The sequence below is a fragment of the Antrihabitans spumae genome (assembly GCF_043944905.1).
GTDB lineage: Bacteria > Actinomycetota > Actinomycetes > Mycobacteriales > Mycobacteriaceae > Antrihabitans > Antrihabitans spumae.
This window is the reverse complement of the sequence record NZ_JBIMSN010000032.1, coordinates 1-24,197: the sequence shown is the minus strand read 5'-3', so window position 1 is coordinate 24,197 and position 24,197 is coordinate 1. Positions and strand designations below refer to the sequence as shown.

Annotated in this window: 20 protein-coding genes; 11 read left to right on the top strand and 9 right to left on the bottom strand. The window is 63.5% G+C overall.

The window, feature by feature from the left end; genetic code table 11:
* Nucleotides 1–57: 57 nt before the first annotated feature.
* On the top strand, nt 58–1,677 hold the full coding sequence (locus ACHIRB_RS08405) for a Na+/H+ antiporter (RefSeq protein WP_395125248.1): 1,620 nt from the start codon (nt 58–60) through the stop codon (nt 1,675–1,677).
* Nucleotides 1,678–1,728: 51 nt separating this feature from the next.
* Nucleotides 1,729–4,308: an aminopeptidase N gene (pepN, locus tag ACHIRB_RS08400; RefSeq protein WP_395116419.1), complete on the top strand. Its 2,580-nt coding sequence runs from the start codon at nt 1,729–1,731 to the stop codon at nt 4,306–4,308.
* Nucleotides 4,309–4,319: 11 nt separating this feature from the next.
* On the opposite strand, the gene ACHIRB_RS08395 is transcribed toward pepN, so the two are convergent.
* Nucleotides 4,320–5,696: a lipase family protein gene (locus tag ACHIRB_RS08395; protein WP_395116417.1), complete on the bottom strand. Its 1,377-nt coding sequence runs from the start codon at nt 5,694–5,696 to the stop codon at nt 4,320–4,322.
* Between the two features lie 193 nt (nt 5,697–5,889).
* Here ACHIRB_RS08395 and ACHIRB_RS08390 point away from each other — a divergent pair, with 193 nt between their 5' ends.
* The 3 genes from ACHIRB_RS08390 to ACHIRB_RS08380 are packed head-to-tail and all read left to right on the top strand — an operon-like array spanning nt 5,890 to nt 8,352.
* The gene (locus ACHIRB_RS08390) at nt 5,890–6,588 is read left to right on the top strand and encodes a FadR/GntR family transcriptional regulator (RefSeq protein ID WP_395125247.1); all 699 of its coding nucleotides are present in this window, start codon (nt 5,890–5,892) and stop codon (nt 6,586–6,588) included.
* A 27-nt stretch (nt 6,589–6,615) separates the two neighbouring features.
* On the top strand, nt 6,616–7,446 hold the full coding sequence (locus ACHIRB_RS08385) for a sterol desaturase family protein (protein WP_395116415.1): 831 nt from the start codon (nt 6,616–6,618) through the stop codon (nt 7,444–7,446).
* 42 nt (nt 7,447–7,488) lie between these two features.
* Nucleotides 7,489–8,352, top strand: coding sequence for a glycosyltransferase family 2 protein (locus ACHIRB_RS08380; protein ID WP_395116413.1), 864 nt, complete (start codon nt 7,489–7,491; stop codon nt 8,350–8,352).
* Between the two features lie 59 nt (nt 8,353–8,411).
* Here ACHIRB_RS08380 and ACHIRB_RS08375 read toward each other — a convergent pair whose 3' ends face one another.
* From ACHIRB_RS08375 to ACHIRB_RS08365, 3 genes are all read right to left on the bottom strand, one after another.
* The gene (locus ACHIRB_RS08375) at nt 8,412–8,885 is read right to left on the bottom strand and encodes a DUF5130 domain-containing protein (protein WP_395116411.1); all 474 of its coding nucleotides are present in this window, start codon (nt 8,883–8,885) and stop codon (nt 8,412–8,414) included.
* On the bottom strand, nt 8,872–9,132 hold the full coding sequence (gene ctaJ, locus ACHIRB_RS08370; protein ID WP_395116409.1) for an aa3-type cytochrome oxidase subunit CtaJ: 261 nt from the start codon (nt 9,130–9,132) through the stop codon (nt 8,872–8,874). The genes ACHIRB_RS08375 and ctaJ overlap by 14 nt, the downstream gene beginning before the upstream one ends.
* Before the next feature lie 66 nt (nt 9,133–9,198).
* Complete coding sequence (locus ACHIRB_RS08365) at nt 9,199–9,867, bottom strand: HNH endonuclease (RefSeq protein WP_199707824.1); 669 nt, start codon at nt 9,865–9,867, stop codon at nt 9,199–9,201.
* 237 nt (nt 9,868–10,104) lie between these two features.
* Here ACHIRB_RS08365 and ACHIRB_RS08360 point away from each other — a divergent pair, with 237 nt between their 5' ends.
* The gene (locus ACHIRB_RS08360; protein WP_395116407.1) at nt 10,105–10,497 is read left to right on the top strand and encodes a globin; all 393 of its coding nucleotides are present in this window, start codon (nt 10,105–10,107) and stop codon (nt 10,495–10,497) included.
* Between the two features lie 113 nt (nt 10,498–10,610).
* The gene (locus ACHIRB_RS08355) at nt 10,611–12,221 is read left to right on the top strand and encodes a glycoside hydrolase family 13 protein (protein ID WP_395116405.1); all 1,611 of its coding nucleotides are present in this window, start codon (nt 10,611–10,613) and stop codon (nt 12,219–12,221) included.
* 25 nt (nt 12,222–12,246) lie between these two features.
* On the opposite strand, the gene ACHIRB_RS08350 is transcribed toward ACHIRB_RS08355, so the two are convergent.
* The 5 genes from ACHIRB_RS08350 to ettA form a co-directional block, all read right to left on the bottom strand.
* Nucleotides 12,247–12,927, bottom strand: coding sequence for a DUF8185 domain-containing protein (locus ACHIRB_RS08350; RefSeq protein ID WP_395116403.1), 681 nt, complete (start codon nt 12,925–12,927; stop codon nt 12,247–12,249).
* A gap of 3 nt (nt 12,928–12,930) precedes the next feature.
* Nucleotides 12,931–13,380 carry an acyl-CoA thioesterase gene (locus ACHIRB_RS08345; RefSeq protein ID WP_372433233.1) on the bottom strand — a complete coding sequence of 150 codons (450 nt, stop codon included), beginning with the start codon at nt 13,378–13,380 and terminating at the stop codon, nt 12,931–12,933.
* Complete coding sequence (locus ACHIRB_RS08340; protein ID WP_395127667.1) at nt 13,377–18,275, bottom strand: NAD-glutamate dehydrogenase; 4,899 nt, start codon at nt 18,273–18,275, stop codon at nt 13,377–13,379. The genes ACHIRB_RS08345 and ACHIRB_RS08340 overlap by 4 nt, the downstream gene beginning before the upstream one ends.
* A 124-nt stretch (nt 18,276–18,399) precedes the next feature.
* Nucleotides 18,400–18,816, bottom strand: coding sequence for an acyl-CoA thioesterase (locus ACHIRB_RS08335; RefSeq protein ID WP_395125245.1), 417 nt, complete (start codon nt 18,814–18,816; stop codon nt 18,400–18,402).
* Nucleotides 18,809–20,485 (bottom strand): energy-dependent translational throttle protein EttA, encoded by a 1,677-nt coding sequence (gene ettA / locus ACHIRB_RS08330; protein ID WP_199707833.1) that lies wholly within the window; start codon nt 20,483–20,485, stop codon nt 18,809–18,811. Before ettA ends, ACHIRB_RS08335 begins: the two co-directional genes overlap by 8 nt.
* Before the next feature lie 113 nt (nt 20,486–20,598).
* Here ettA and ACHIRB_RS08325 point away from each other — a divergent pair, with 113 nt between their 5' ends.
* Genes ACHIRB_RS08325 through ACHIRB_RS08310 form a run of 4 tightly spaced genes read left to right on the top strand, consistent with a single transcriptional unit; the run spans nt 20,599 to nt 24,086 of the window.
* A complete protein-coding gene (locus ACHIRB_RS08325) occupies nt 20,599–21,051 on the top strand; it encodes a MaoC family dehydratase (RefSeq protein ID WP_395125244.1) in 453 nt (150 codons plus the stop codon).
* A 28-nt stretch (nt 21,052–21,079) separates the two neighbouring features.
* Nucleotides 21,080–21,943: an SDR family NAD(P)-dependent oxidoreductase gene (locus ACHIRB_RS08320; protein WP_395125243.1), complete on the top strand. Its 864-nt coding sequence runs from the start codon at nt 21,080–21,082 to the stop codon at nt 21,941–21,943.
* Between the two features lie 2 nt (nt 21,944–21,945).
* Nucleotides 21,946–23,103, top strand: a complete 1,158-nt coding sequence (locus tag ACHIRB_RS08315) for an acyl-CoA dehydrogenase family protein (RefSeq protein WP_395125242.1) — start codon at nt 21,946–21,948, stop codon at nt 23,101–23,103.
* Nucleotides 23,100–24,086, top strand: coding sequence for a MaoC family dehydratase (locus ACHIRB_RS08310; RefSeq protein WP_395125241.1), 987 nt, complete (start codon nt 23,100–23,102; stop codon nt 24,084–24,086). The genes ACHIRB_RS08315 and ACHIRB_RS08310 overlap by 4 nt, the downstream gene beginning before the upstream one ends.
* Nucleotides 24,087–24,197: the final 111 nt, after the last annotated feature.

The following is a 24,197-nucleotide window of genomic DNA, read 5'->3' as shown; positions in this document are numbered from 1 at the left end:
TCTGGCTGAGTCTCGAAGAATGAGAGACACGGCCTAGTCGCATTTGATAATCGTCAGATGCGCGGAGCCGAACTACTGATCGTCATCGTCGTCGCGGTGATCGTCGCCGGTCTTGCCGAACGCCGAAACCTGCAGGCGCCGTTGGTTCTTGTTGCCGTCGGGTCGGCGGCGTCGTTCATACCGGGTTTGCATCGGCTCGAGTTGGCACCCGAGGTCATTCTCGGTGTCGTGCTGCCGCCGCTGCTGTACTCGACGGCGTTGAAGTTTTCGCTCTTCAGCTTTCTGCGCAACGTGCGGTCGATACTCTCGCTCGGCATCGGCATGGTTGTGATCACGGCGCTTGCGGTCGGCTATTCGGCGGCCTGGCTCATCCCCGAGCTCACGCTCGGCGCGGCCCTTGTACTCGGCGCGGTCGTCGCACCGCCCGACGCCGTCACCGCTGCGGCGGTCGGGCAGAAGCTCGGGTTGCCTCGTCGGACGATGACGGTGCTGACCGGTGAAAGTCTCGTGAACGACGCCGCGGCGCTGACGCTGTTCACCGTATTTGTCGCGATCGTCACGGGTACCAAAGGACTGGCAGCTGCGCCAGGCTTGTTCTTCGTCTACAGCTCGGCGATCGGACTCGCGGTCGGCTTCGTACTGTCGACGCTCGTCCGGTTCGCGCGGTCTCGCATCGACGATCCGTCGCTGGAAACCGTGCTCGGTCTTGTCCTCCCGTTCGCTGCCTACCTGGCTGCCGAAGAGATCAACGGCTCGGGTGTGCTCGCCGTCGTCATGGCAGGTTTCGCCATGGGCCACAACGCGACCGACGCATCGGTCGGCACCCGTATCTCGGAACGCCAGGTCTGGAATACGGTCAGTCTGCTGCTGGAGACCTTCGTTTTCGCGTATATGGGTCTGCAGCTGAAGTTCGTCATCGACGACGAGCAGCGCGAGGGACTGCCGACCCACCACGTCTTCGCGTGGGCGCTGGTCATCCTGGCGATCGTCATTGCCATCCGACCGCTCACGATCGTTGCGGTCCGGGGCGCGCAGTGGGCTGTGTCGAGAATCCTCAGGCGACCACCGCGGCCGATCGACTGGCGGCGCGACGTCATCGTCTCGTGGACCGGGATGCGTGGCGTCGTCACGCTTGCGGCCGCCGGTGGTGTGCCGCTCGCCGCCGGGTCGGAGGAGTTCCCTGGCCGCGGGGTGATTCTGGCTGTCGCGTTCGTCGTGGCGGTCGGCACCTTGCTGATCCAAGGCCTCACGCTGCCGATACTTATCCGTCGCCTCGGCGTCGACAGCGCGGCCGATGCCACGTGGCTCGCCGACCAGCGTCACCTCGCGCGGAAGATCAGCTCGGACGCTGCGATAGCGACGCTGGACGAGCTGAGGCAGCACCCGCCGGCCAAACTCACCAAGGCCCAAACCGAGGCTATGACCCAGATCATGAAACGCTGGACGTCGGCGCGTGCCGCCACCGAAGAAGCAGAACAAGAAGAAGAGGCGCAGGAACGTTCCGCTCGCAACGCCAAGTTCGGAGCAGCGCTGAATCAGCTGCGACACCGGGTGCAGACTGAACAGCGGCGCGCTCTCATCGCCGCGCGGGACGCACGGGAGCTCGACGACGATGTGATGCGCGAAGCGTTGGAAAATCTTGACGCCGAGCAGGCAGCGACGCAGGCTCGGCTTTGACGGCCATACTCGAACCAGCACAACCGAACATACGACGTGAAGGGAACCCTTGTGGCGCCACCGAATTTGACCCGCGACCAAGCAGCGGAGCGATCGACGCTCCTGGCCGTCGACAACTACCGGATCGAACTCGATCTCACCGATGGCGCGGGCGGACCAGGTGAGAAGACCTTCTTCTCCCGTACGACGGTGACGTTCGACGCGATGCCTGGCGGCTACACCTTCGTCGACATCGTCGCTGCTGGCGTTCGTTCGGCGACGCTGAACGGTAAGTCGATCGATGTGAGCGACTACAACGAGTCGACGGGCATCGAGCTTCGAGATCTGGCTCAGCACAACGAACTCGTGGTCGAAGCGGATTGCGAGTACTCGCACACCGGCGAGGGCCTGCACCGGTTCGTCGATACGACCGACGACAGCGTGTATCTGTATTCACAGTTCGAGACCGCCGACGCGAAGCGTATGTTCGCCTGCTTCGACCAGCCCGACCTCAAGGCCACCTTCGATCTGACAGTCGCGGCTCCCAACGACTGGAAGGTGATCTCGAATTCGGCGACGCTCGGCAACGACGGCGGCGCGGCCGACAAGCATCACTTCGCGACGACACCGAAGATGAGCACCTACCTCGTCGCGTTGATCGCCGGACCTTACGCGCACTGGAGTGACAGCTACACCGACGAGCACGGGACGATCCCGTTGCGGATCTTCTGCAGAGCATCGCTCGCCGAGCACATGGACGCCGAGCGTCTGTTCACCGAGACCAAGCAGGGTTTCGAGTTCTACCACCGCAACTTCGGCATGCCGTATGCCTTCGGCAAGTACGACCAACTCTTCGTGCCCGAATTCAATGCAGGCGCAATGGAAAACGCCGGCGCAGTGACGTTCCTCGAGGACTACGTCTTCAGGTCCAAGGTCACGCGCTACTCCTACGAGCGCCGCGCCGAGACCGTGCTGCACGAGATGGCACACATGTGGTTCGGCGACCTCGTGACCATGACGTGGTGGGACGATCTCTGGCTCAACGAGTCGTTCGCTACGTTCGCCTCGGTGCTGTGCCAGGCGGAGGCGACCGAATACGTCAATGCATGGACGACGTTCGCCAACGTCGAGAAGGCGTGGGCATACCGGCAGGACCAACTGCCGTCGACCCACCCGATCGCCGCCGACATTCCCGATCTTGCTGCGGTGGAAGTGAACTTCGACGGCATCACCTACGCGAAGGGCGCGAGCGTCCTCAAGCAGTTGGTCGCCTACGTCGGGCTCGAGCCGTTCCTCGCTGGGCTGCGCGACTACTTCACCGAGCATGCCTTCGGCAACGCCACCTTCAGCGATCTGCTCTCCGCGCTCGAAAAATCCTCCGGCCGTGACCTTTCCGACTGGGGTTCGCAATGGCTGCGGACCACCGGCCTCAACACCCTGCGTCCGGAGTTCGAGACCGACTCCGACGGCAACTTCACGTCTTTCGCTGTCGTGCAGGACGGTGCCGCGCCCGGCGCTGGTGAGCGTCGTGTGCATCGCCTCGCCGTCGGTGTCTACGACGACACCGACGGGAAACTGTTGCGCACCAAGCGCGTCGAGCTCGATGTCGAAGCAGTCGAACGCACCGAGGTCCCCGAGCTGATCGGCACGCCGCGCGGCAAGTTCGTCCTCGTCAACGACGACGACCTCACCTATTGCTCGGTGCGGCTCGACCCCGATTCGCTTGCCGTTCTGATCGACCGCATCGGTGACATCGGTGAACCCCTCCCCCGGACCCTCGCGTGGTCGGCAGCATGGGAGATGACGCGCCAGGCGGAGATGAAGGCGCGCGATTTCGTCGCGCTCGTCCAGCGTGGCATCGGAACCGAGACCGAAGTCGGTGTGGTGCAACGGATTCTGCTCCAAGCTCAGACCGCGATCGGCGCGTATGCCGATCCCGAATGGGCTGCGACGCAGGGTTGGCCGAACTTCGCCAATCGCCTGCTCGAGCTTGCTCGTGAGGCAGAAGCCGGTTCGGATCATCAGCTCGCCTTCGTGAATGCACTGACGTCGTCGCTGCTGTCGGATTGGCATGTCGAAGTCATCCAGGAACTTCTGGATGCCGATCCCGCGACGCTTGGCCTCCCCGGACTCGTCATCGACACCGACCTGCGCTGGAAGCTCGTCTACGCGCTCGCTGCGGCAGGCGAAATCGATTCCGACGGTGTCGCAACGCCGTTCATCGACGCCGAGGTGCAGCGCGATCCGACCGCGGCAGGCAAGCGGCAAGGTGGCATGGCCGCTGCCGCACGACCGCAGGCCGACGTCAAGGCTGATGTGTGGTCGCGCGTTGTCTCCGACGACACGATCCCGAACATCACGGCTCGGGCCATCATCGGCGGCTTCGCACCGCACGGCCAGGGTGAGCTGTTGGCGCCCTACCTGGCGAAGTACTTCGAGGACATCACCGACGTGTGGGCGCGGCGGTCGAGCGAAGTCGCTCAAACCGTCGTCATCGGGCTGTACCCGTCCTGGGCGATCAGCGACGAAGCCGTCACTGCGGCAGACGACTTCCTCGCCGGTGACCATCCGCCGGCGCTTCGTCGTCTCGTCGTCGAAGGCCGCGCAGGAACGGTTCGTTCCTTGAAGGCGCGGGCCTTCGACAGCGCGTAGGGGTTACGCGCTCAGGCGCTGAGGCGCCGTGCGTTGCGGGCTCGGACGCGTTCGCGAATCGTCGTCGGTTCCGAATTGCGTCCGAGCTTGCGGCCGAGCACAACCTTGCCCGCGGCGCGAGCGAGTGCCGCAAAGCCGCGAATCGCGCTCGGATTCAATGCCATCGAGAGCACCGTCTTGGTGCCCGCGTCGGGTAGAGCGCGTCCCGCGAACCGATCCGACAACCAGTCGAGGACCGTCGGCGCGGCTAGGACCATCAACGACAGGTGTTCGCTGCACCGGTCGCGGCGGTAGGTGACGTGTGCGCCACCGTCGACGTAGCGGTTCACCTGGCCGTCGACGTCTTCGATATGGATGATCTGGTCGTGGATCGGCTGGACGACGAACAGCGGGCAGGTCGGGGTGCGTTCGCCGAGGCGAATATCTTCGAAGACCTCGAGCACCTCGGGCGTGGCGAGCAGGTCGGCGAGCGGAATATCGGTGTAATCGTCGAAATCGTCGCGGGCGAAACGGACGATCGCAGCGACGGTTCCGAGCTTCTCGATCAGGTCGAGCTTGCGGAGACCGTCGTTGTCGACGTGCTGCTCTATCACTCTGTCGAGCCCGGGGTAGATGTGTCGCAGGCCCGCGACGACGAGCGCGGGAAGCCCTGCATGGAACGTGCCGTTGAGCCGAATGAACGTCTGGCCCGGATCACCGACCGGTGCGCCGAGGGCAGCACCGACGATGTCGAGCTCCGGTGCGTAGTCGGGTGCCATCTCGACAACCCACGAACTGGCCATGCCACCACCGGAATAGCCCCACACACCCACAGGGGTGTCGTCGCGAAGGCCGAGCGGACCGAATCCGAGAGCGGCACGGATGCCGTCGAGCACCCGGTAGCCCGGCTCGCGTGCCGCGCCGAAGTACCCGTTCTGACCCTCGTGGTCGGCGATGGAGACCACCCAGCCGCGGTCCAGCGCACTGGCGATGACCAGCAGTTCCAGCTGCGGCACGGCCCCGGGCGCCCAGGCACCGCGGCGTAATGCGTACGACGGAAACGCGCTGTCTGCGACGGCATCGATCGCGCACTGGTAAGCGAGTAGCGGGCGGTCGTCACCGGGCTCGACGCCCGACGGCAGCAGCACCGTCGTGATGCCCGCCTCGGCGACCCCGTTGAGGTCGGAGGTCCGGTAGAGCAATTGCCAGGCGGTGATCTGCTGACGGATGACGCCGAGAAAGGCCAATTCCACCTCACGACTGCGCAGCAACGTGCCTTCAGGCAGAGTGGCGAAACCGCTCGGCGGATCGTAGAAGGGATCGTGTGCAGGCAAGCGCGGCCGACCCGTCGGCTTCGGCAGTGTCGGTTCGGGTGTCCACCCGGCGTTGGAATCAACTCGGACGCTCAATGCAGGCTCTCTTCGGTCGGTCCGTTGTCCTCGACGTTCAAGTGCGGTTCCGAAGTCGTCCGTCGGACACTTACGTCTGAAACAGGTGTCAGTCACACGATGCTAACAGCGCCGCTGACAAACGGTACACCCGTGCACTGACAGACTGGTCCAACCAGTTGACAAGTTGACCTCTAGCGGTCATTCTCTGTTTATGTCGATCAGCCCGATCCCCCGCGCCGCCTTGTCCGACGCCGTCTTCGGCAGACTCGTCGACGAAATCCTGTCCGGCCGACTGCTGCCCGACGACGCATTGCCCGCCGAGCGCGATCTGGCCGAGACGTTCGAGGTCAACCGCCACGCGGTCCGGGAGGCGCTCAAGCGGGTCCAGCAGACCGGCTTGATCCGAATCTCGCAGGGCGGCAAGACCCGAGTGCTCGATTGGCGGTCGAATGCCGGCCTCGACGTTCTCGTCGCGTTGACCCACTCGGGTGTCGTGCCGCCGATTCGCCTGCTGCGCGACATGGCCGAAATGCGCAGATCGGTCGGTACCGATGCGGCACGACTGTGCGCCGAACGCGCGACGGATTCTCAACTTGCCCTCGTTGTCGCCACTGCCGACCGCTACCCCACCGGCACCTGCACGTTCGCCGAACTCAGCACTATCGACCGCACCTTCTGGACCGCCGTCATCGACGGTTCGGACAACCTCGCCTACCGCCTCGGTCTCAACACCATCGTCGGCGCGATCGACGAAATCGGGGCAGACCACCTGACCGGCTTTCCCGCCGAACTCGCCGACCGCGACGCGCACCTCGCGCTGGCCGACCGCATCGTCGCGCGGGACAGCGTGGCCGCTCGCGAGCTCGCAGAAGAACTACTCGGACGTGTCGTCACCGCCCTCGACAGCTGACACCCATTTCACATAAAGGACCGAACGATGTTCGACTTGATCCTGCACGCCATCCCCGTATTCGCCATCTGCCTTGCGCTGGAGGCGGTTTCGTTCCACTTCCTGCCGGACGACGACGAAAAGGGCTACGAACTTCGCGACGCGACGACAAGCCTGTCGATGGGTCTCGGCCAGGTGTTCATCAACATCGGCTGGAAACTCGTTGTCCTTGCCGTCTTCGCCGCCGCCTACTCGGTGGCACCGTTTCACCTACCAGCCGACAACCCGCTCGTCTGGGTAGCACTCTTCTTTGCCGACGACTTCGCCTACTACTGGTATCACCGGCTGCATCACACGGTCCGCGTGTTGTGGGGCTCGCACGTCGTCCATCATTCGAGCCAGTTCTACAACCTCAGCACAGCGCTACGGCAGACCTGGACACCGATGACGGCCCTACCGTTCTGGCTGCCGCTCGCGTTCCTCGGATTCTCGCCGTGGATGATCCTGACCCAGCAGGCCATCAGCCTCGTCTACCAGTTCTTCCTGCACACCGAGCGGGTTCAGAAGCTGCCACGGCCGATCGAGTTCGTTCTGAATACGCCGTCGCATCACCGTGTCCATCACGGTTCCAACCCCGAATATCTGGACACGAACTACGGCGGGATTCTGATCGTCTGGGATCGGCTGTTCGGCACCTTCGAACCGGAAGGCGCTCGGGTTCGGTACGGCTTGACCAAGAACATCGAGACCCACAATCCAGTGACAGTCGCGTTCGGCGAATACCGCAACATCGTCCGCGACGTACGCACCGCGACCGACTGGCGCGACCGCTTCGGCTACCTGTTCCGCGGCCCCGGTTGGACCCCGGCAGCCCGGTAGCGTCGTTGACCGCGTCGCAACGCGTCCGATAGCGTCGATGTAATGCCCGTACCAACACTTTCGGTTGTCATACCCGCATACAACGAAGAGCACTACATCGGACCGTGCCTCGACGCCCTCCTTACCCAGGAGGACGACCTCCACGAAATCATCGTCGTCGACAACAATTCGACCGATGCGACCGCGGAGGTCGTTCGCCGCTATCTGGCCGATCATCCGAAATTGACCTACCTCAACGAGGAGCGGCAAGGCGTCGCCTTCGCGCGCAACCTCGGATTCGACACTGCCACAGGCGAAATCCTCGGGAGAATCGATGCCGACTCCCGCGTATACCCCAACTGGACCTCGACAGTGCTGGAGTTCTTCCAACGCGACGGCATCGAATCCGTCGGCGGTATAAGCGGTTTGAACAATTCCTACGATTCGCCGTACCGAAAGCTCAAGGGCTGGTTCGTCGATCGCCAGGTCCGACTCGGCGCCATGGGCGGTGATCGAGAGATCAGAAATCTGCACGGTGCGAACATGGCGATTCGAAAGTCGACATGGCTCGAAGTCCGCGATGCGACGAGCACCGACAGAGAGATCCACGAGGACCTGGACCTCGCACTGTGCATCCGCGCGAAGGACATCTTGATCCTGCAGCTGTCGGACATGCGTGTGGACATCTCCCCGCGCCGGGCCTACACACCGCCACGCGAGTTCACGAGCTACATAGATTCCGGCACGAAGACCTTCGAATTGCACGGCATGATGACGCCGCTTATCGAGAAGGCGCTACGGCAACATCGCAAGTATCACGTCTTCGTCTATCTGACGCATCGTCCCTACGACCCAGAACTTGGCAGGTTCTCGCTGAGTCGCCTGCTCAAGGGCCCGACGTCACGCAAGCTGCCCATTAGCAGCTAGCTGCCTGTGCGCGGTTGAGGGGTCTATAGACCCCTCAACCGCGCACGAGCGCGAAGCGCCTAGGGAGCCTTGATCGCTGCGCTCATCACGCGGACGGCGGCGACGATCCCATCGATGAGATCACCGGCCCCGAACGACGCGACGGCTGCAGTGACGCCGAGCTGCGCAACACGATCGTTGACGCGAGCCGCGACAGCTTTGCCGGATCGAATCTCGACGACTCGCTGATTGGGCGATACCGCAATCAGAGTCGAGCGCTCGAACTCCGGGGTCGTCGGAAACAGCTCGTCTGCACCTGCGGCAGGGTTGTTGCCGAGATCGCCGAGGTAGACATTGAACCGGACCTTGGTCGACCGCGTCGCGTCGGTGAGTGCATTGTCGAGCCTGACCATTTCCATGTCCGTGAACGGCAGCTCAGGAAACTCCTCGCCTGCGCGATGAACTGCGGATACGCGTCCACTCGCCGTCACGACGGAGCCGATCGGCAACTCCGATTCGACGACCGCGGGGTAATTTTGGCTACCACTTGCCACTTCCCTTACCTCCGATCAGGTCTGCGGGGGCGGCTGCGATCGCAGCATGCCCGCCGTGATGGCCGTGCGAGGTGACCTCGTCGGTCGCGCTCCACAAAACCGGTGCGTGTGTCCACGGCTTACCGAGGTCGTAGTGCTCTGGATGCTTACCCGCAATCGGATTGCCCAGGTAGGAAAGCCCGCCTACGACCGCTATGACCAGGAGGGGTATCCCTCCGAAAATCAGCGTTGTCTCGAGAATGCTCACGCACCCAAACCTAGTCGACGGTTACCGTGATTCCTATCGAAAGGTGCCGAAACGTGCCCAAAAACGCTACGCCGCACCCTCGCCCAGGTAGCGCAACCACATCGGGTCGAGTTCTTTGGTCGTTGCAAGCAGGCGCCAGTGCGGTCCCTTGGGCGGGACGAGCTGCGCGCGCATCGGCCAGCCGAGCTCACTGAGCAGTTTGTCCGCCTTGCGGTGATTGCACGGCGCACAACTTGCGACGCAATTTTCCCAGGTGTGCTCGCCGCCGCGGCTGCGCGGGATGACGTGATCGATCGTCTCGGCTTTGCCACCGCAGTAGGCGCAACGGAAGCGATCTCGATGCATGAGGGCCGCGCGGGTCATGGGAATTCGCGCGCGATACGGCACACGGACATAGGTGCGAAGGCGAATCACGGACGGAACCTGGATCGAACAGCCAGCGGAATGAATCACCGGGCCTGCCGGATCCTCGTGCACGGCGAGTGCCTTCTCGCAGACGAGAAGTACGACGGCGCGACGAACGGGAAGTGCGGTCAGCGGTTCGTAGGTGGCATTCAGAAGCAACACCCGGCGCTTGACCCAGGCAGGTACGGCGTCGTCGGTCAGCGTCGCGGAAGCGGGACCCGACGATGGACTTTCAGGGATGACGTGAAGAACAGCAGCCCCCGACGCTGCGCTGTGGGCGCCGGTGGGCTCGAGTTGTCGATGCGTCCGAGCATCATGCCGGTGCTTCATACGACCTCCCGGTGGTGCAGAGTGAGCCGACCCGCCTCGATCGAGCACTAGAGGTGAGCCTGCTGGAGATTGCCACCAGTGGAACACGGATATCCGACAGATGCACGCTGATTTCCAACAAAGTCGCAGGCTGTCCGGTGAACAGATGGTGACGTGCCTCGACGATCGCGCGGACTTGTCCAACGGGCACAATGGGACCTGACCGAACAAGACAATCCGACGGGGCGATCCAACACGGTGACTAGCGCAGAGACCTTCTACGAAGCAGTCGGCGGGGCCGAGACCTTTCGCCGACTGACCAACCGCTTCTACCGCGAGGTCGCGGTGGACGAAATTCTGCGCCCGCTGTATCCGGAGGAAGATCTGGGCCCGGCGGAGCGTCGGTTCCGCATGTTCCTCGAGCAGTATTGGGGTGGCCCGCGGACGTACTCCGACGAGCGCGGGCATCCACGTTTGCGGATGCGACACAATCCTTTCCGAATCGGGCCGATCGAACGCGACGCCTGGTTGCGGTGCATGTACGTCGCGATCGCGTCGATCGAACCGGAAACCCTCGACGACCAGCATCGCAAGGCATTGACCGACTACATGGAGATGGCGGCGCAATCGATGGTCAACGCACCGCTCTGAGGCCGCCGACCGCGAATTTGCTTGGCATTTGCCAGGCTTGGCGCGAGCGGCACGGTGGACCTACACCACTGCAATGTCGTCGATGTCGCCATTGTTTGGCACTATGACCCCTTGTGGAGGAACTAAACAACTCGGGGGCGACACCGGCGGCTGCATCGCGGCCCACCGATCCATGGTGGCGCAGTGCCGTTTTCTATCAGGTTTATCCGAAGTCGTTCGCCGACTCGAACGGTGACGGTATCGGCGACCTCGGTGGTGTCAGAGACAAGCTCGGCTATCTCGAACTGCTCGGAGTGGACGCCCTCTGGCTCTCCCCCGTCATGCGCTCCCCCATGGCCGACGGCGGCTACGACGTCTCGGATCCGCGCGACATCGACCCGATGTTCGGCGGTCTGGAGACCATGGACGCGCTGCTCGCCGAAGCACATTCCCGCAAGATTCGCGTGACGATGGACCTGGTGCCCAACCACACGAGCATCGAACATCCGTGGTTCCAAGCCGCGATTGCCTCAGCACCCGGGAGCGCGGAGCGTGACCGCTACATCTTCCGCGACGGTCGCGGCATCGACGGCTCCGAACCGCCCAACAACTGGCCGAGCATCTTCGGCGGCCCCGCGTGGACCCGGATCACCGAAGCAGACGGCACACCCGGCCAGTGGTACCTGCATATCTTCGCGCCGGAGCAGCCCGACCTCGATTGGGAAAACCCCGAGGTCTTCGACGACCTCGAGAAAACGCTGCGCTTCTGGCTCGATCGCGGCATCGACGGCTTTCGTATCGACGTGGCACACGGGATGGCGAAGCCTGCCGGCATACCGGACATGGACATCTCCGAGAACAAACTGCTCGCCAACTCCGACAACGACCTCCGTTTCGACAACGATGGCGTGCACGACATCCATCGCCGCATCCGCAGCATCATCGACGAGTACCCGGACGCGGTAACCGTCGGCGAGGTGTGGGTCGAGGACAACGAGCGCTTCGGTGCCTACGTCCGTCCGGACGAACTCCATCTCGCCTTCAACTTCCGCCTTGCCGAGGTTGCGTTCGACGCTGCCGCCGTACGCGCCGCGATCGAGAACTCCATGGCAGCGGTCGCCGGTGTCGGTGGCGCACCGACCTGGACGCTGTCCAACCACGACGTCGAGCGCGAAGTCACCCGCTACGGCGACGGTGCGATCGGACTCGCCCGCGCGCGTGCCATGGCACTGGTCGAACTCGCGCTTCCCGGAACGATATTCGTCTACAACGGGTCCGAACTCGGACTACCCAACGTCGACCTACCAGACGAGGTGTTGCAGGACCCGGTGTGGGAACGCTCTGGACACACCGAGCGCGGCCGCGACGGCTGCCGAGTTCCACTCCCGTGGGAGGGTTCAGCTCCGCCGTTCGGTTTCACAACTGCCGACAGGTCGTGGTTGCCGATACCGGCCGAGTGGGCCGACTGCTCCGTCGAGGCACAGATCGAGGACGTCGCGTCGACGTTGTCGCTCTATCGACACGCGATCGAACTGCGCGCCGTACGTCCGGAGTTCTCCGGCGACGACATCGACTGGTACGGAAGCCCTTCCGGCTGCCTCGCCTTCCGCAGGCGCGGCGGGCTGATCTGTGCACTCAACACCACGACAGCGCCGATACCGCTGCCGCCCGGCGAGGTCCTGCTGTCGAGCGTGCCGATCGAGGGTGGTCGCCTACCCGCCGACGCCGCAGCCTGGCTGGTGTAATCAGCGCGGAGTTGGAAAGCACGGTCTAGGCGAACTGCAACCCGGTTCCGCGGTGCTTGAGGACGGATCCGTAGCGCGCATCGAGGCGTATCCACGACTTGCTTGCTCGCACGCGGACCAGTTCGTCGGCGTCGATACGGTCCAGATCGAGACCCGCCGTCATCTGCTCCTGGCCCGTGTGTGGGATGAAACCCATTGCGGTGAGCGCGAATACGATGCGCATCGACACACCGAACTGCTCGCCGCCGCCCTCGACCTCGAGGACCTCCTGGTCGAGTAACGAGACTGGCGGGCCCTGGTTACTGCCGTGTTCTTTCGCCAATGCGGCGCCGCGCTGGGCGAGGTCGACCAGCACGCGGGCCGGGACGTCGTCGACGTGTACGAATCCTTTGTCCGGCGGCAACGCTCCGCGCCAAGACGAATCCATCGAGTAACCGAGGTCGATACGTGACCCCGATTGCAACTCGCTCAGATTTCGCTGCACTGCATCGGCAGCGGCGGTGGTGTCGTTCGGTCGCACGACGCCTTCGATAACTCGCACGGCTAATGTATCGAAACCCGTTGTGGTCCAGGCTCCGACGAGATTGTCGGGACGTTGCCGAAACCGCACTACCGCAGCGTCGTCGAGCCTGATCGCTCTGCCGACGAAAGTGGCCAGGTTCGCACGCTCGATCGGATCGGGAACGTCGAGATACCGTTCATGCACGGGTCACACCCGTCGCCAGCTCTCCAGGTAGGCCTTCTCTTCCGGGGTGAACCGGCGAAGGCGTTGTGCCTCGATGTCGAACGCTGCGATCTGCGTTGTCGCGGTGACGGAGGCAGGCGAATCCTGCGCGGCACCGACCGCGCGGACCTCGTAGCCGACGGTGAAGTCGACGGCTCGCAGTTTGTCGACCCACATGACGATGTCGAGCGGGGTGTCGTCGTGGCGCAACTGACCGCGGTACCGCACATGCAGATCGACGATGACAGCGCCGTCACGCAGCGTTTTCGTCGGTCGGTCGTCGTAGAACAACCACGGGATTCGGGCCTCTTCGAGCAACGTCACCATGCGTGCATGGTTGATGTGCTGGAAGGCGTCCATATCCGACCAGCGGACCTCGACCTTCGTGTGAAAACCAACTGCCTCCGAGCCGTTCAAGCCGACTGGCTCTGTCAACGATTTGCCTCCGATTGCGATCCGACACCGCTGACCATGCTACGGACCTGCCGTGCGGCCACCGACAGGGTGGCAAGGTCGTGGGTGCCGGACTCGAAGATCTCGGACAGCGCGTTGCGGGCGCGCCCCAACCGCGACTGGTTGGTCGACTCCCAGTATTCGATCTTCTCCTGCGGCGACTCGTCCGGTTCGCCCGAGGCGAGTACGTCCATAGTCAACGACCGCAACGATGCGTACAGGTCGTCGCGCAGTGCGAGTCGAGCAAGAGCGTGCCAACGATCGCCGCGCGCCAGATGGTCGACCTGTGTGAGCAACCAGTCGATCGAAAGGTGTGCGTCGAGCGCGAAGTACAGCGTCGCGACCTCGTCGCCCTCTCGCTCGGTGATGTCGGAGATGTTGAGAATGTCGAGTAGTGCGAACAGGTCGAGCAATCCGTACACACGCTCGGCAAGTTCTTGCGGCGCACCGAGTTTCACGCTCGCGGCCGTCCGCTCGTGGAAGCTGGTCGCACGATGGCCCTGCAACAGGCTCGGCACGATCGGCGCGAGTTCACGCACTCCCCTGCTGAATCTGTTGATCTCGGCGCCGACTGCGATCGGCTGTGGCCGGTTGATCAGCAGCCAGCGTGACGCACGATCGAGGGTCCGCTTGGATTCACGTTCGAGGTCGTCGAGTACGTGCACGCCCATGTCTGAATTGCGGATTTCCTGCCATAGGTTCCGTAGGTCGAAGATCTCGACGGAGGCGTTGTAGGCGCGCACCGAGTCGGTACTCGTCGCCCCCGCTTCCTCCGACAACCGATAGGCGTAGGTGATGCCGCCGTAGTCGATCGTCTCGTTGGCAATCATCGTCGTGACGATTTCGCGACGTAGGGGATGCGACTTGATCGCCTTGCCGAACCGCTCCTGCAGCGGCGTGGGAAAGTACGACGGCAGCCTGCGCGCGAACACCTCCAGGTCGGGCAGATCGCTCTTGAGCAGATCGTCCTTCAGCGAAAGCTTCACGTGCGCCATCAGATTCGATAGTTCGGGCGACGTGAGTCCGGTACCGTCCTGGCGCCTGCGAGTGATCTCCGCTTCGGACGGCAGGGCTTCGAGTTCGCGATCGAGACCGTGATGCGATTCGAGTTCGCCGATCACCCTGCGATGCACACTGAGCATCGGCCCGGCATCCGAGCGGGACAGCCCCATCAGGAAGTTCTGAGAGATGTTGTCTTCCAACACCAGTCGGCTGACCTCGTCGGTCATCGACGCCAGCAACGGATTTCGGTCCTGCTCGGCAAGTTCGCCACTGCTGACCAGTCGATCGAGCATGATCTTGATATTGACCTCGTGGTCGGAGCAATCGACGCCAGCGGAGTTGTCGAGGGCGTCGGTGTTCATCTTGCCGCCGTTCTGGCAGAACTCGATGCGGCCCAACGCAGTTGCGCCGAGGTTGCCACCTTCTCCGACGACCTTGACCCGAAGGTCGCTACCGTTCACCCGGACCGAATCGTTCGCCTTGTCGCCGACGTCGCCGTTGGACTCGGTGCTCGCCTTGATGTAGGTGCCGATGCCGCCGTTCCAGAGCAGATCGACCGGCGCGAGGATGATGGTCTTGACGAGTTCCGGCGGCGAGAGTGCGGTGACGGATTCGTCGAGGCCCAACGCTTCTCGCGCCTGCGGGCTGATCGGTACCGACTTGACTGTCTTGTCGAAGACGCCGCCACCCTCGCTGATCAGCGACGTGTCGTAATCCGCCCACGACGATCTCGGCAACGCGAAGAGCCGCTCACGTTCGGCAAACGACGGCGCGGCAACAGGATTCGGGTCGAGGAAGATATGGCGGTGATCGAAGGCTGCAACGAGCCGGATCTTCTCGCTCAACAGCATTCCGTTGCCGAAGACGTCGCCACTCATGTCACCGATGCCGACCACCGTGAACTCTTCGGTCTGGGTATCGATGTTCATCTCGCGGAAATGCCGCTTGACGCTCTCCCATGCACCTTTGGCGGTGATGCCCATCGCTTTGTGGTCGTAGCCCGCAGAACCGCCGGAGGCAAAGGCATCGCCGAGCCAGAAGCCGTACTTCAAGGCGACGCCGTTCGCGATATCGGAGAATGTCGCCGTTCCCTTGTCGGCTGCGACGACGAGGTAGGTGTCGTCGCCGTCGCGCCGCACAACCCGCTCAGGCGGGACAACCGCACCGGTTGCTCGGTCGACGTTGTCGGTGACATCGAGCAGTCCGGAAATGAAGAGGGTGTAGCAGGCGATACCTTCGTCGCGGAACGCCTGGCGATCGGCTGCGGGATCGTCGGTCGGTGCAGGCGGATTCTTCACAACGAAGCCACCTTTCGCACCGACGGGCACGATGACGGCGTTCTTCACGGCCTGTGCTTTGACCAACCCGAGAATCTCGGTACGGAAATCTTCCTGTCGGTCCGACCACCGCAGACCGCCGCGGGCGACGGTGCCGAACCGCAGATGCACACCTTCGACGCGCGGCGAATAGACGAACACCTCGAAACGTGGCCGTGGCTTGGGCAATTCGGCAATCTCGCGTGGTTCGACCTTGAAGGAGAGGTAGCTGCGCTGCTCCCCGTCGGAATCGACGACGAAGTAGTTGGTGCGCAGTGTCGCTCGGATCAGCCCGAGGATTGCCCGCAGGATTCGGTCGGCGTCCATGCTGACGACGGCGTCTATCTTCTCGCGCAACTGTGCGCCGATGTCGGCCGCACGATCGACCGACGCGGAATCGGGATCGAAATGCGCCATGAAGAGGTCGACAAGGAGGCGCGCGGTCTCGGGATAGGCGAGCAGTACGCGGCCGATGTTCGCGTGGCTGTACGGAAAACCGGCCTGCCGCAAGTACTTTGCGTAGGCGCGCAAGATCGCGACCTCGCGCCAGTGCAGGGCCGCCCGCAGCACGAGTTCGTTGAAGCTGTCGGATTCGGCAAGGCCGTACCACGCCGCCCTGAACGCGTCCGTGAATCGCTCCTGCAGCTCGAGCGTGGCACCGTTCGCTTCCGCCAACGTCGAGTCCATGTTCTGGTCGAGCGAGCCACGAAGCAGTTCCGGCCGCGCGACGAGACCGAAATCGTAGATCCAACGTTCGGTACTACCAAGCAGATTCACCTGATACGGCCGCTCGTCGAGCACCTCGACGCCGAGACTCTGCAGCACGGGCAGCACCTGGCTCAGCGAGACACCGCTACCACCGATGTAGAGCGTGAAGCGCCAATACCCCTTGTCCGCCTTCTCGTTTCGGTACAGGTGCAGGTCGATGGAACCTTCTTCGAGCCCGTCGAGGCGCGCGATGTCCGCGAGGGCGCGCTGCGCGGCGAAGTCTTGTTTGTACGCCTCGGGAAGGGCATCGGCGTACTGCTGCGCCAACGCGGGCAGGACCGACACCTCGCCGGCTCCGACGGCGTCGCCGAGATGGTCGTCCCACGACCTCGTTGCGTTGGCAAGCAGTTCCTGGATCCGCAGCCTGTTCTCGTCCGACGTATCGACTGCAGGCTGTGCTTTCGCGTCGTCGCGTCGCACCGTGAAATGCACGTTCGCGAGATCGGATTCGGTGACGCGCGCCGAGTACTCGATCGAACTGCCGCCGAGCTCGCGGGTCAGGATGTCTTGCATCGCGAGCCGGACCCTTGTTGTGTAGCGATCGCGCGGCAGGTACACGAGGCACGACACGAAATGCCCGTACTGATCGTCCCGCAGAAACAGCCGAACCTGGCGCCGCAGACCGACATTGAGCACCGACGACGTCGTGCGGAACAGCCGCTCGGCATCGGAGGAGAACAACTCGGTGCGCGGGAAGGACTGAATGACTTCGAGCATCGCCTGCCCGGAGAACGAGTTGATGTCGAAGCCTGCGCGATCGATCACAGCTCGGACGCGACGTTCGATCACGGGAATGTCGAGCACGTTCTCGTGCAAGGCCGTCACGGTGAAGACACCGACGAAAAGGTGCTCACCGGTGACGTTGCCGTCGGCATCGAACGACGCGACCCCGACGAAGTACGGGTACACGGAGCGATGCACGGTCGCGGGCACCGAACCCTGAGTCAGCACGAGCAGCGGTCGGTCGCCACCCGACACCGGGACTGCGATGTCCGCGCCTGCTGCCGCTCGGGTATCGCTGCGAAGAACACCGAGGGGGCTGCCCGGCACGCGGTGTTCGCCTGCGCCCTCGCGCGCGTAGCGCGTGTAGCCGAGCACGGTGTAGTGCCCTTCGGCCAACCAGCGCAACATGTTTGCACAATCGGTGAGGTCGGCCTGCGTGTACGGACCGATCCCTGCAGCGGCCGCCTCGTCCATCTCGTCCGCGAGTTCGCGGTGGACGGCGCGCATGGCGTCGGTGTCGTTGACAACCTGGCGAACGTCGCCGAGCACGTCACGGGTGGCGGTCTCCACTCGGTCGAGCAGTGTCGGATCGGTCGACGGGTGCAGTTGCACGTGCATCCACGACTCGCGCTGCCACCCTTCCAACGACTTTTCGGGGTCGTGCGGGACGGCTCGCAGAAGGCGTCCGTCACTGTCTCGTTCGACGTCGAGAATCGGGTGGATGACCTCGCTGAGGCACACTCCGATGCGGCTCAGCATCGACGTTATCGACTCGACCAGCAGCGGCATATCGTCGTTGACGATCTGCAGTGCCGCACCGAATCTGTCGTCGGTGCCGCCAGTCGTAACGCGATACAACTTCGAAATCGATTGCCCCGGTTGACGAACCATCGCCAGATCGACGTGCCGCTGGAAGACGTTCTCCGACGATCCTGCGATCGCACAGTCCGCATCGCCTGCGTCGACATGCCTGAAGTACGCGCTTTCGAGATTCGCGATGTCGGCCCGAAGTGCATCGGGCAGCTCGGCTGCCCACTCGGTGTGCAACGTGCCTGGTGAAGCGGTCATCGGAGCCCACCCTCTGGTCTCTTTTTGCGTACTAGCGGTGCCGAATCGAGCCTAGCCGCCGACGGCCACGTAACAGGGTGGAAACACCGACCGGTTACCCGGCCGCCATGACCGGTTGGCCGAGTCAGACGCTCGAGATCAGATACGCACCGAGGGCGGTACGTTCCTCGTCGCTGAGTGGGCGCGGCTTCTGCTGCTTCAGATCGAAGCCGACCATCACCGCGCTGCCCTCGGCGCAGAGTTCGCCGTGTTTGTCGCGCATGCGGTGCCGGATCGAGTACGAGGTCGTGCCGATGTGGGTCACCCAGGTCTCGATGGTCAGTGGTCCCGAGCTGAGCAGAATCGGCCTCAGGTAGTCCATGTCGGCCTTGCGGAGGACAAGCGCGGGGCGCCGGACTCCGTCCGGATGCAGCACGCAATGCTCGTAGAACTTGACGCGAGCTTCCATGCCGTATTCGAAGTACTTCGTGTTGTTCACATGACCGAGCAGGTCGAGGTCCGCCCAGCGGACCTCGACCCGGCACGTGTAGGGCTCAGTCACGCGTCAGCTTGCGGTGCGTAACTCGATGCGGGCGTGCCGCTTCGAGACCGAGCCGCTCGATCTTGTTCTTCTCGTAGCCCTCGAAGTTGCCTTCGAACCAGAACCACTTCGCGTCGTTGTCGCTGTCGCCTTCCCACGCCAGGATGTGGGTGCAGGTGCGGTCGAGGAACCAGCGATCGTGCGAGATCACCACGGCGCAACCGGGGAACTGCTCGAGGGCGTTCTCCAGCGAGCCGAGGGTCTCGACGTCGAGGTCGTTGGTCGGTTCGTCGAGCAGGATCAGGTTGCCACCCTGCTTGAGCGTCATGGCCAGGTTCAGGCGGTTTCGCTCACCACCCGACAGCACACCCGCGGGCTTCTGCTGATCCGGACCCTTGAAACCGAACGCACTGACGTAGGCACGCGACGGCATTTCCTGCTGGCCGACGTGGATGAAGTCGAGACCGTCGGATACGACCTGCCAGACGTTCTTCTTCGGATCGATACCCGCCCTGTTCTGGTCGACGTAGCTGAGCTTGACCGTCTCGCCGACCTTCACCTCACCGCTGTCCGGACTTTCGAGTCCGACGATCGTCTTGAACAGCGTCGTCTTGCCGACGCCGTTGGGTCCGATCACGCCGACGATGCCGTTGCGCGGAAGGGTGAACGACAGGTCCTTGATGAGCGTCCGGCCACCGTAGCCCTTGTCGAGGTGACTGACGTCGACGACGACGCTGCCAAGCCTCGGACCGGCGGGAATCTGGATCTCCTCGAAGTCGAGTTTGCGCGTCTTCTCCGCTTCGGTCGCCATCTCCTCGTAGCGGTCCAGGCGGGCCTTGCTCTTCGCCTGACGCGCCTTGGCTCCCGAGCGCACCCAGGCGAGTTCGTCCTTGAGCCGCTTCTGCAGCTTTTGATCCTTCTTGCCCTGCACCGACAGGCGCTCGGCCTTCTTCTCGAGGTAGGTCGAGTAGTTGCCCTCGTACGGGAACGCACGGCCACGGTCGAGTTCGAGAATCCACTCGGCGACGTTGTCGAGGAAGTACCGGTCGTGGGTGACGGCGAGAACGGCGCCTGCGTAGTCCGCGAGGTGCTGCTCCAACCAGAGGACACTCTCCGCGTCGAGGTGGTTGGTCGGTTCGTCGAGCAGCAGCAGATCAGGCTTGCTCAGCAGCAGCTTGCACAGCGCGACGCGGCGGCGTTCACCACCGGACAGGTGCGTGACGGGCTCCTCGGGCGGCGGGCAGCGCAGAGCGTCCATTGCCTGCTCGAGCTGTGAATCGACGTCCCACGCGTCGGCATGATCGAGCGCCTCCTGGAGCTGACCCATCTCTTCCATCAGCTCATCGGAGTAGTCGGTCGCCATCAGCTCGGCGATCTCGTTGAACCGATCCAGCTTGACCTTGATCTCGCCGAGGCCTTCTTCGACGTTGCCGCGAACCGTCTTTTCCTCGTTGAGCTTCGGTTCCTGCATGAGGATGCCGACGGTCGCGCCGTTGGCGAGGAAAGCTTCGCCGTTGTTCGGCTGGTCCAGTCCGGCCATGATCTTGAGGACGCTGGATTTACCAGCGCCGTTGGGGCCGACGACGCCGATCTTCGCGCCCGGGAGGAAGTTCAAAGTGACGTTGTCAAGGATGACCTTGTCGCCGTGCGCCTTACGCACCTTCAGCATCTGGTAAATGAACTCAGCCATGCCGACCACCCTATCGGTGCGGCGCACCTGCCCGGAACTCGGCGGATGCACTGCGCCCAGTCCCTCGGCTACATTCCACCTGGGCACCTGCCGCACCGACGATGGGAGTGCATGTGAAGGTCTTCGCCAGCATCGACGAATTTGTGAGCGCCGAAGGCGAATCCCTCGGTACAACGGACTGGATCACGATCGACCAGGACCGAATCGACACATTTGCCGAGGCCACGGGTGACCATCAGTGGATCCACGTCGACCCCGACAAGGCCGCCGCCGGACCGTTCGGCACGACCATCGCGCACGGGCTGCTGACGCTCTCGTTACTCCCCCTGCTCACGCACCAGCTCTACACCGTCGACGGCATCACGATGGGCATCAACTACGGCTTCGACAAGGTCCGGTTCATCTCCCCTGTTCGGGTCGGCTCGCGACTACGCGCCAGCGCAGTGATTGCATCGCTGACCCCTATCCCCGGCGGCGTGCAGGCGAAATTCGTGGTCACGCTCGAACTCGAGAACTCCGAGAAGCCGGCGTGCGTCGCCGAATCCATCGCCAGGTTCATGGCGTGAATCGCATCTTCGAAAGGAACGTAAACACATGCCCGGAGTAACGGACCGCGTAGTCGTCGTCACCGGAGCGGGAGGCGGCCTTGGGCGTGAGTACGCGATGCTGCTCGCCCGAGAAGGCGCGTTGGTGGTCGTCAACGATCTGGGTGGTGCCCGCGACGGGTCCGGCGCCGGCTCGACCATGGCAGACAGTGTGGTCGCCGAGATCCGCGAAGCAGGCGGCACCGCAGTGGCCAACTACGACAGCGTCGCCACCGAAGAAGGTGCCGCGGCACTGATCAAGACAGCCATCGACGAGTTCGGCGCGGTCCACGGTGTCGTGAACAATGCGGGCATTCTGCGCGACGGTGCGTTCCACAAGATGTCGACGGACAACTGGGAATCCGTTCAGCGCGTCCATCTCTGGGGCGGGTACCACGTCACCCGCGCTGCGTGGCCGCACTTCCGCGAGCAACGCCACGGTCGAGTTGTGGTCGCAACCTCGACGAGTGGCCTCTACGGCAACTTCGGCCAAGCCAACTACGGTGCAGCGAAACTCGGCTTGGTCGGGCTCGTCAACACGCTCGCGGTGGAAGGTGCCAAGTACAACATCCTCGCCAATGCGGTTGCACCCCTTGCCGCGACGCGGATGACCGAAAACATCGCGCCACCCGAGTTCCTGGAGAAGCTCCCGCCGGCTCAGGTCGCCCCCGTGATCGGCTACCTCGTCAGCGACGAGTGCACCGATACCGCAACCGTTCTCGTCGTCGGTGGCGGCTCGGTCAAGCGAGTCGCGCAGTTCGAATCGGCCGGTGTGTACTTCTCCGAACCGCCCACGATCGACGGCGTTGCCGAAAAGTGGAGCGAGATAACCGATCTCACTGGTGCGACACTGGGCAAGAATCCGCTCGGCTAGTTGTGTCGCGACTGTCGCCGGACGAGCAGAGCATCGTCGCGACCGTGCGGGCCTTCGTCGATCGCGACGTCCGCCCGGTCGTGCGTGAGCTGGAGCGAACCGACACCTACCCCGAGGCGCTCATCGAAAAGATGAAGGCGCTCGGCATCTTCGGCCTTGCAGTTCCGGAGCGGTACGGTTCGGTTCCGGTGTCGATGCCCTGCTATGTCGCTGTCACCGAAGAGCTTTCGCGTGGCTGGATGAGCCTCGCCGGCGCGATGGGCGGGCACACCGTCGTTGCGAAACTCATCGACAGCTTCGGCACCGACGAGCAAAAGAGCCACTATCTGCCCCTGCTGGCAACTGGGGCTGTCCGCGCGACGATGGCTCTGACCGAGCCAGGTGGCGGCTCCGACCTGCAGGCGATGACGACAACAGCCTTGCGAGACGGCGACGAGTACGTGATCAGTGGTTCCAAGACGTGGATCAGCAACGCTCGCCGGTCGCAGGTCGTTGCGCTGCTGTGCAAGACCGATCCTGAGGCTTCACCTCCTCACACTGGAATGAGCATTCTGCTGGTCGAGCATGTTCCGGGACTGACAGTCTCCCGGGATCTGCCCAAGCTCGGGTACAAGGGCGTCGAGGCGTGCGAGCTCACCTTCGACGACTGTCGGGTTCCTGAGTCGGCGGTTCTCGGTGGGGTCGCCGGCAAGGGATTCGCCCAGATGATGAAGGGCCTCGAGACCGGGCGAATTCAGGTGGCGGCACGGGCTCTCGGTGTCGCACAGGCCGCCTTCGACGACTCGCTTCGGTATGCGCAGGAGCGGGAGAGTTTTGGCAAACCATTGTGGAAGCACCAATCGGTCGGTAATTATCTGGCAGATATGGCAACGAAACTCACGGCAGCGCGACAGCTTGTGTTGCATGCCGCCGAGCGGTTCGAATCCGGCGAGCGGTGCGACATGGAGGCAGGTATGGCCAAGCTGTTCGCATCCGAGGTCGCCATGGAGATCGCTCTGAACGCTGTGCGCATCCATGGCGGCTACGGCTACTCGACCGACTACGACGTCGAGCGATACTTTCGCGATGCTCCTCTCATGATCGTCGGCGAAGGCACCAACGAGATACAACGCAATGTCATTGCCGCACAACTCGTCAGCCGTGGCGGACTGACGCGATGACCCTGATCGACGGTCCGTACTTCGAGGATCTCCGGGTCGGCCAGAGTTTCGACGACGCCCCACCGATGACACTCACCGACGGTCACGCGGCTGCGCACCAGGCCATAGTCGGCGACCGCCTACGGCTCCCGCTGGACGCGCAGCTCAGCGAACGAGTCGCGGGTGGACGGCTCGCGCATCCCGCCTTGGTCTGGAACGTGGCGATCGGTCAGTCCACGGTTGTGACAAGGAAGGTGAAAGCCAACCTGTTCTACCGCGGCTTGATGTTTCACCACGCCCCGATGATCGGCGACACGCTCCGGACAACGACCACGGTCGTCGCCCTTCGCCAGAATCGAGGCAAAGCAGGTCGCGCCCCAACCGGCCTCGCCGTGCTGCGCATCGTCACCGTCGATCAGCAGGATCGTCGAGTGCTCGACTTCCACCGATGCGCGATGATCTCCCTACGCGACAGCCGCGCACAAACCGGATTCGACGACGACAGCGCAGCAATCGGGTTGGTCGCCGATCAAGACCTCACCACCTCGATCAGTGGTTGGCGTCTCGCCGATTTCGAAGCCGCAAGCAGTGGTCTCGCCTTCCGAGATCTTCAAGAGGGCATGCGGTTCGGATCGGCAGGCGCGGACGTCGTCACCAATGCTCCCGAGCTGGCCCGACTTACCCTCAATATTGCTGAGGTACATCATGATTCCCGCGCGGGTGACGGTCGGCGATTGGTCTTCGGCGGGCACACGATCGCGCTCGCTCTCGCCCAGGTGTCTCGTTGCCTCCCGTCCGTCGTCACCGTTCCGGCCTGGTACTCCTGCGATCACACCCGGCCCGTCTACGAGGGCGACACCGTGCGCAGCGAGATCGCGATCGAACGCCTACGCCCGCTGCAGTCGGGCGGCGGCTTGGTCGATCTGCGCTCACTTGTCTCAGTCGACGGAGCCGACGGTCCGCGCGCTGCCCTCGATTGGCGATTCGTCGCAGTCGTCGCGTGAGTCGGTCGCGCACGTGACGCTCATGCCCCATTCGTTGCGTTTTCGGACGGAATCCGGGCTGTTGCGAAATGAGGGGCGCACTGTCGTTAGCTTTACTAACGTTGCGCGGAT

Bases quoted from the DNA above. Each gene is read 5' to 3' on its own strand.
- ACHIRB_RS08405 (WP_395125248.1), top strand. From the start codon at position 58: ATGCGCGGAGCCGAACTACTGATCGTCATCGTCGTCGCGGTGATCGTC.
- ACHIRB_RS08390 (WP_395125247.1), top strand. From the start codon at position 5,890: ATGTCGATCAGCCCGATCCCCCGCGCCGCCTTGTCCGACGCCGTCTTC.
- ACHIRB_RS08385 (WP_395116415.1), top strand. From the start codon at position 6,616: ATGTTCGACTTGATCCTGCACGCCATCCCCGTATTCGCCATCTGCCTT.
- ACHIRB_RS08380 (WP_395116413.1), top strand. From the start codon at position 7,489: ATGCCCGTACCAACACTTTCGGTTGTCATACCCGCATACAACGAAGAG.
- ACHIRB_RS08365 (WP_199707824.1), bottom strand. From the start codon at position 9,867: ATGAAGCACCGGCATGATGCTCGGACGCATCGACAACTCGAGCCCACC.
- ACHIRB_RS08340 (WP_395127667.1), bottom strand. From the start codon at position 18,275: ATGACCGCTTCACCAGGCACGTTGCACACCGAGTGGGCAGCCGAGCTG.
- ettA (WP_199707833.1), bottom strand. From the start codon at position 20,485: ATGGCTGAGTTCATTTACCAGATGCTGAAGGTGCGTAAGGCGCACGGC.
- ACHIRB_RS08320 (WP_395125243.1), top strand. From the start codon at position 21,080: ATGCCCGGAGTAACGGACCGCGTAGTCGTCGTCACCGGAGCGGGAGGC.
- ACHIRB_RS08310 (WP_395125241.1), top strand. From the start codon at position 23,100: ATGACCCTGATCGACGGTCCGTACTTCGAGGATCTCCGGGTCGGCCAG.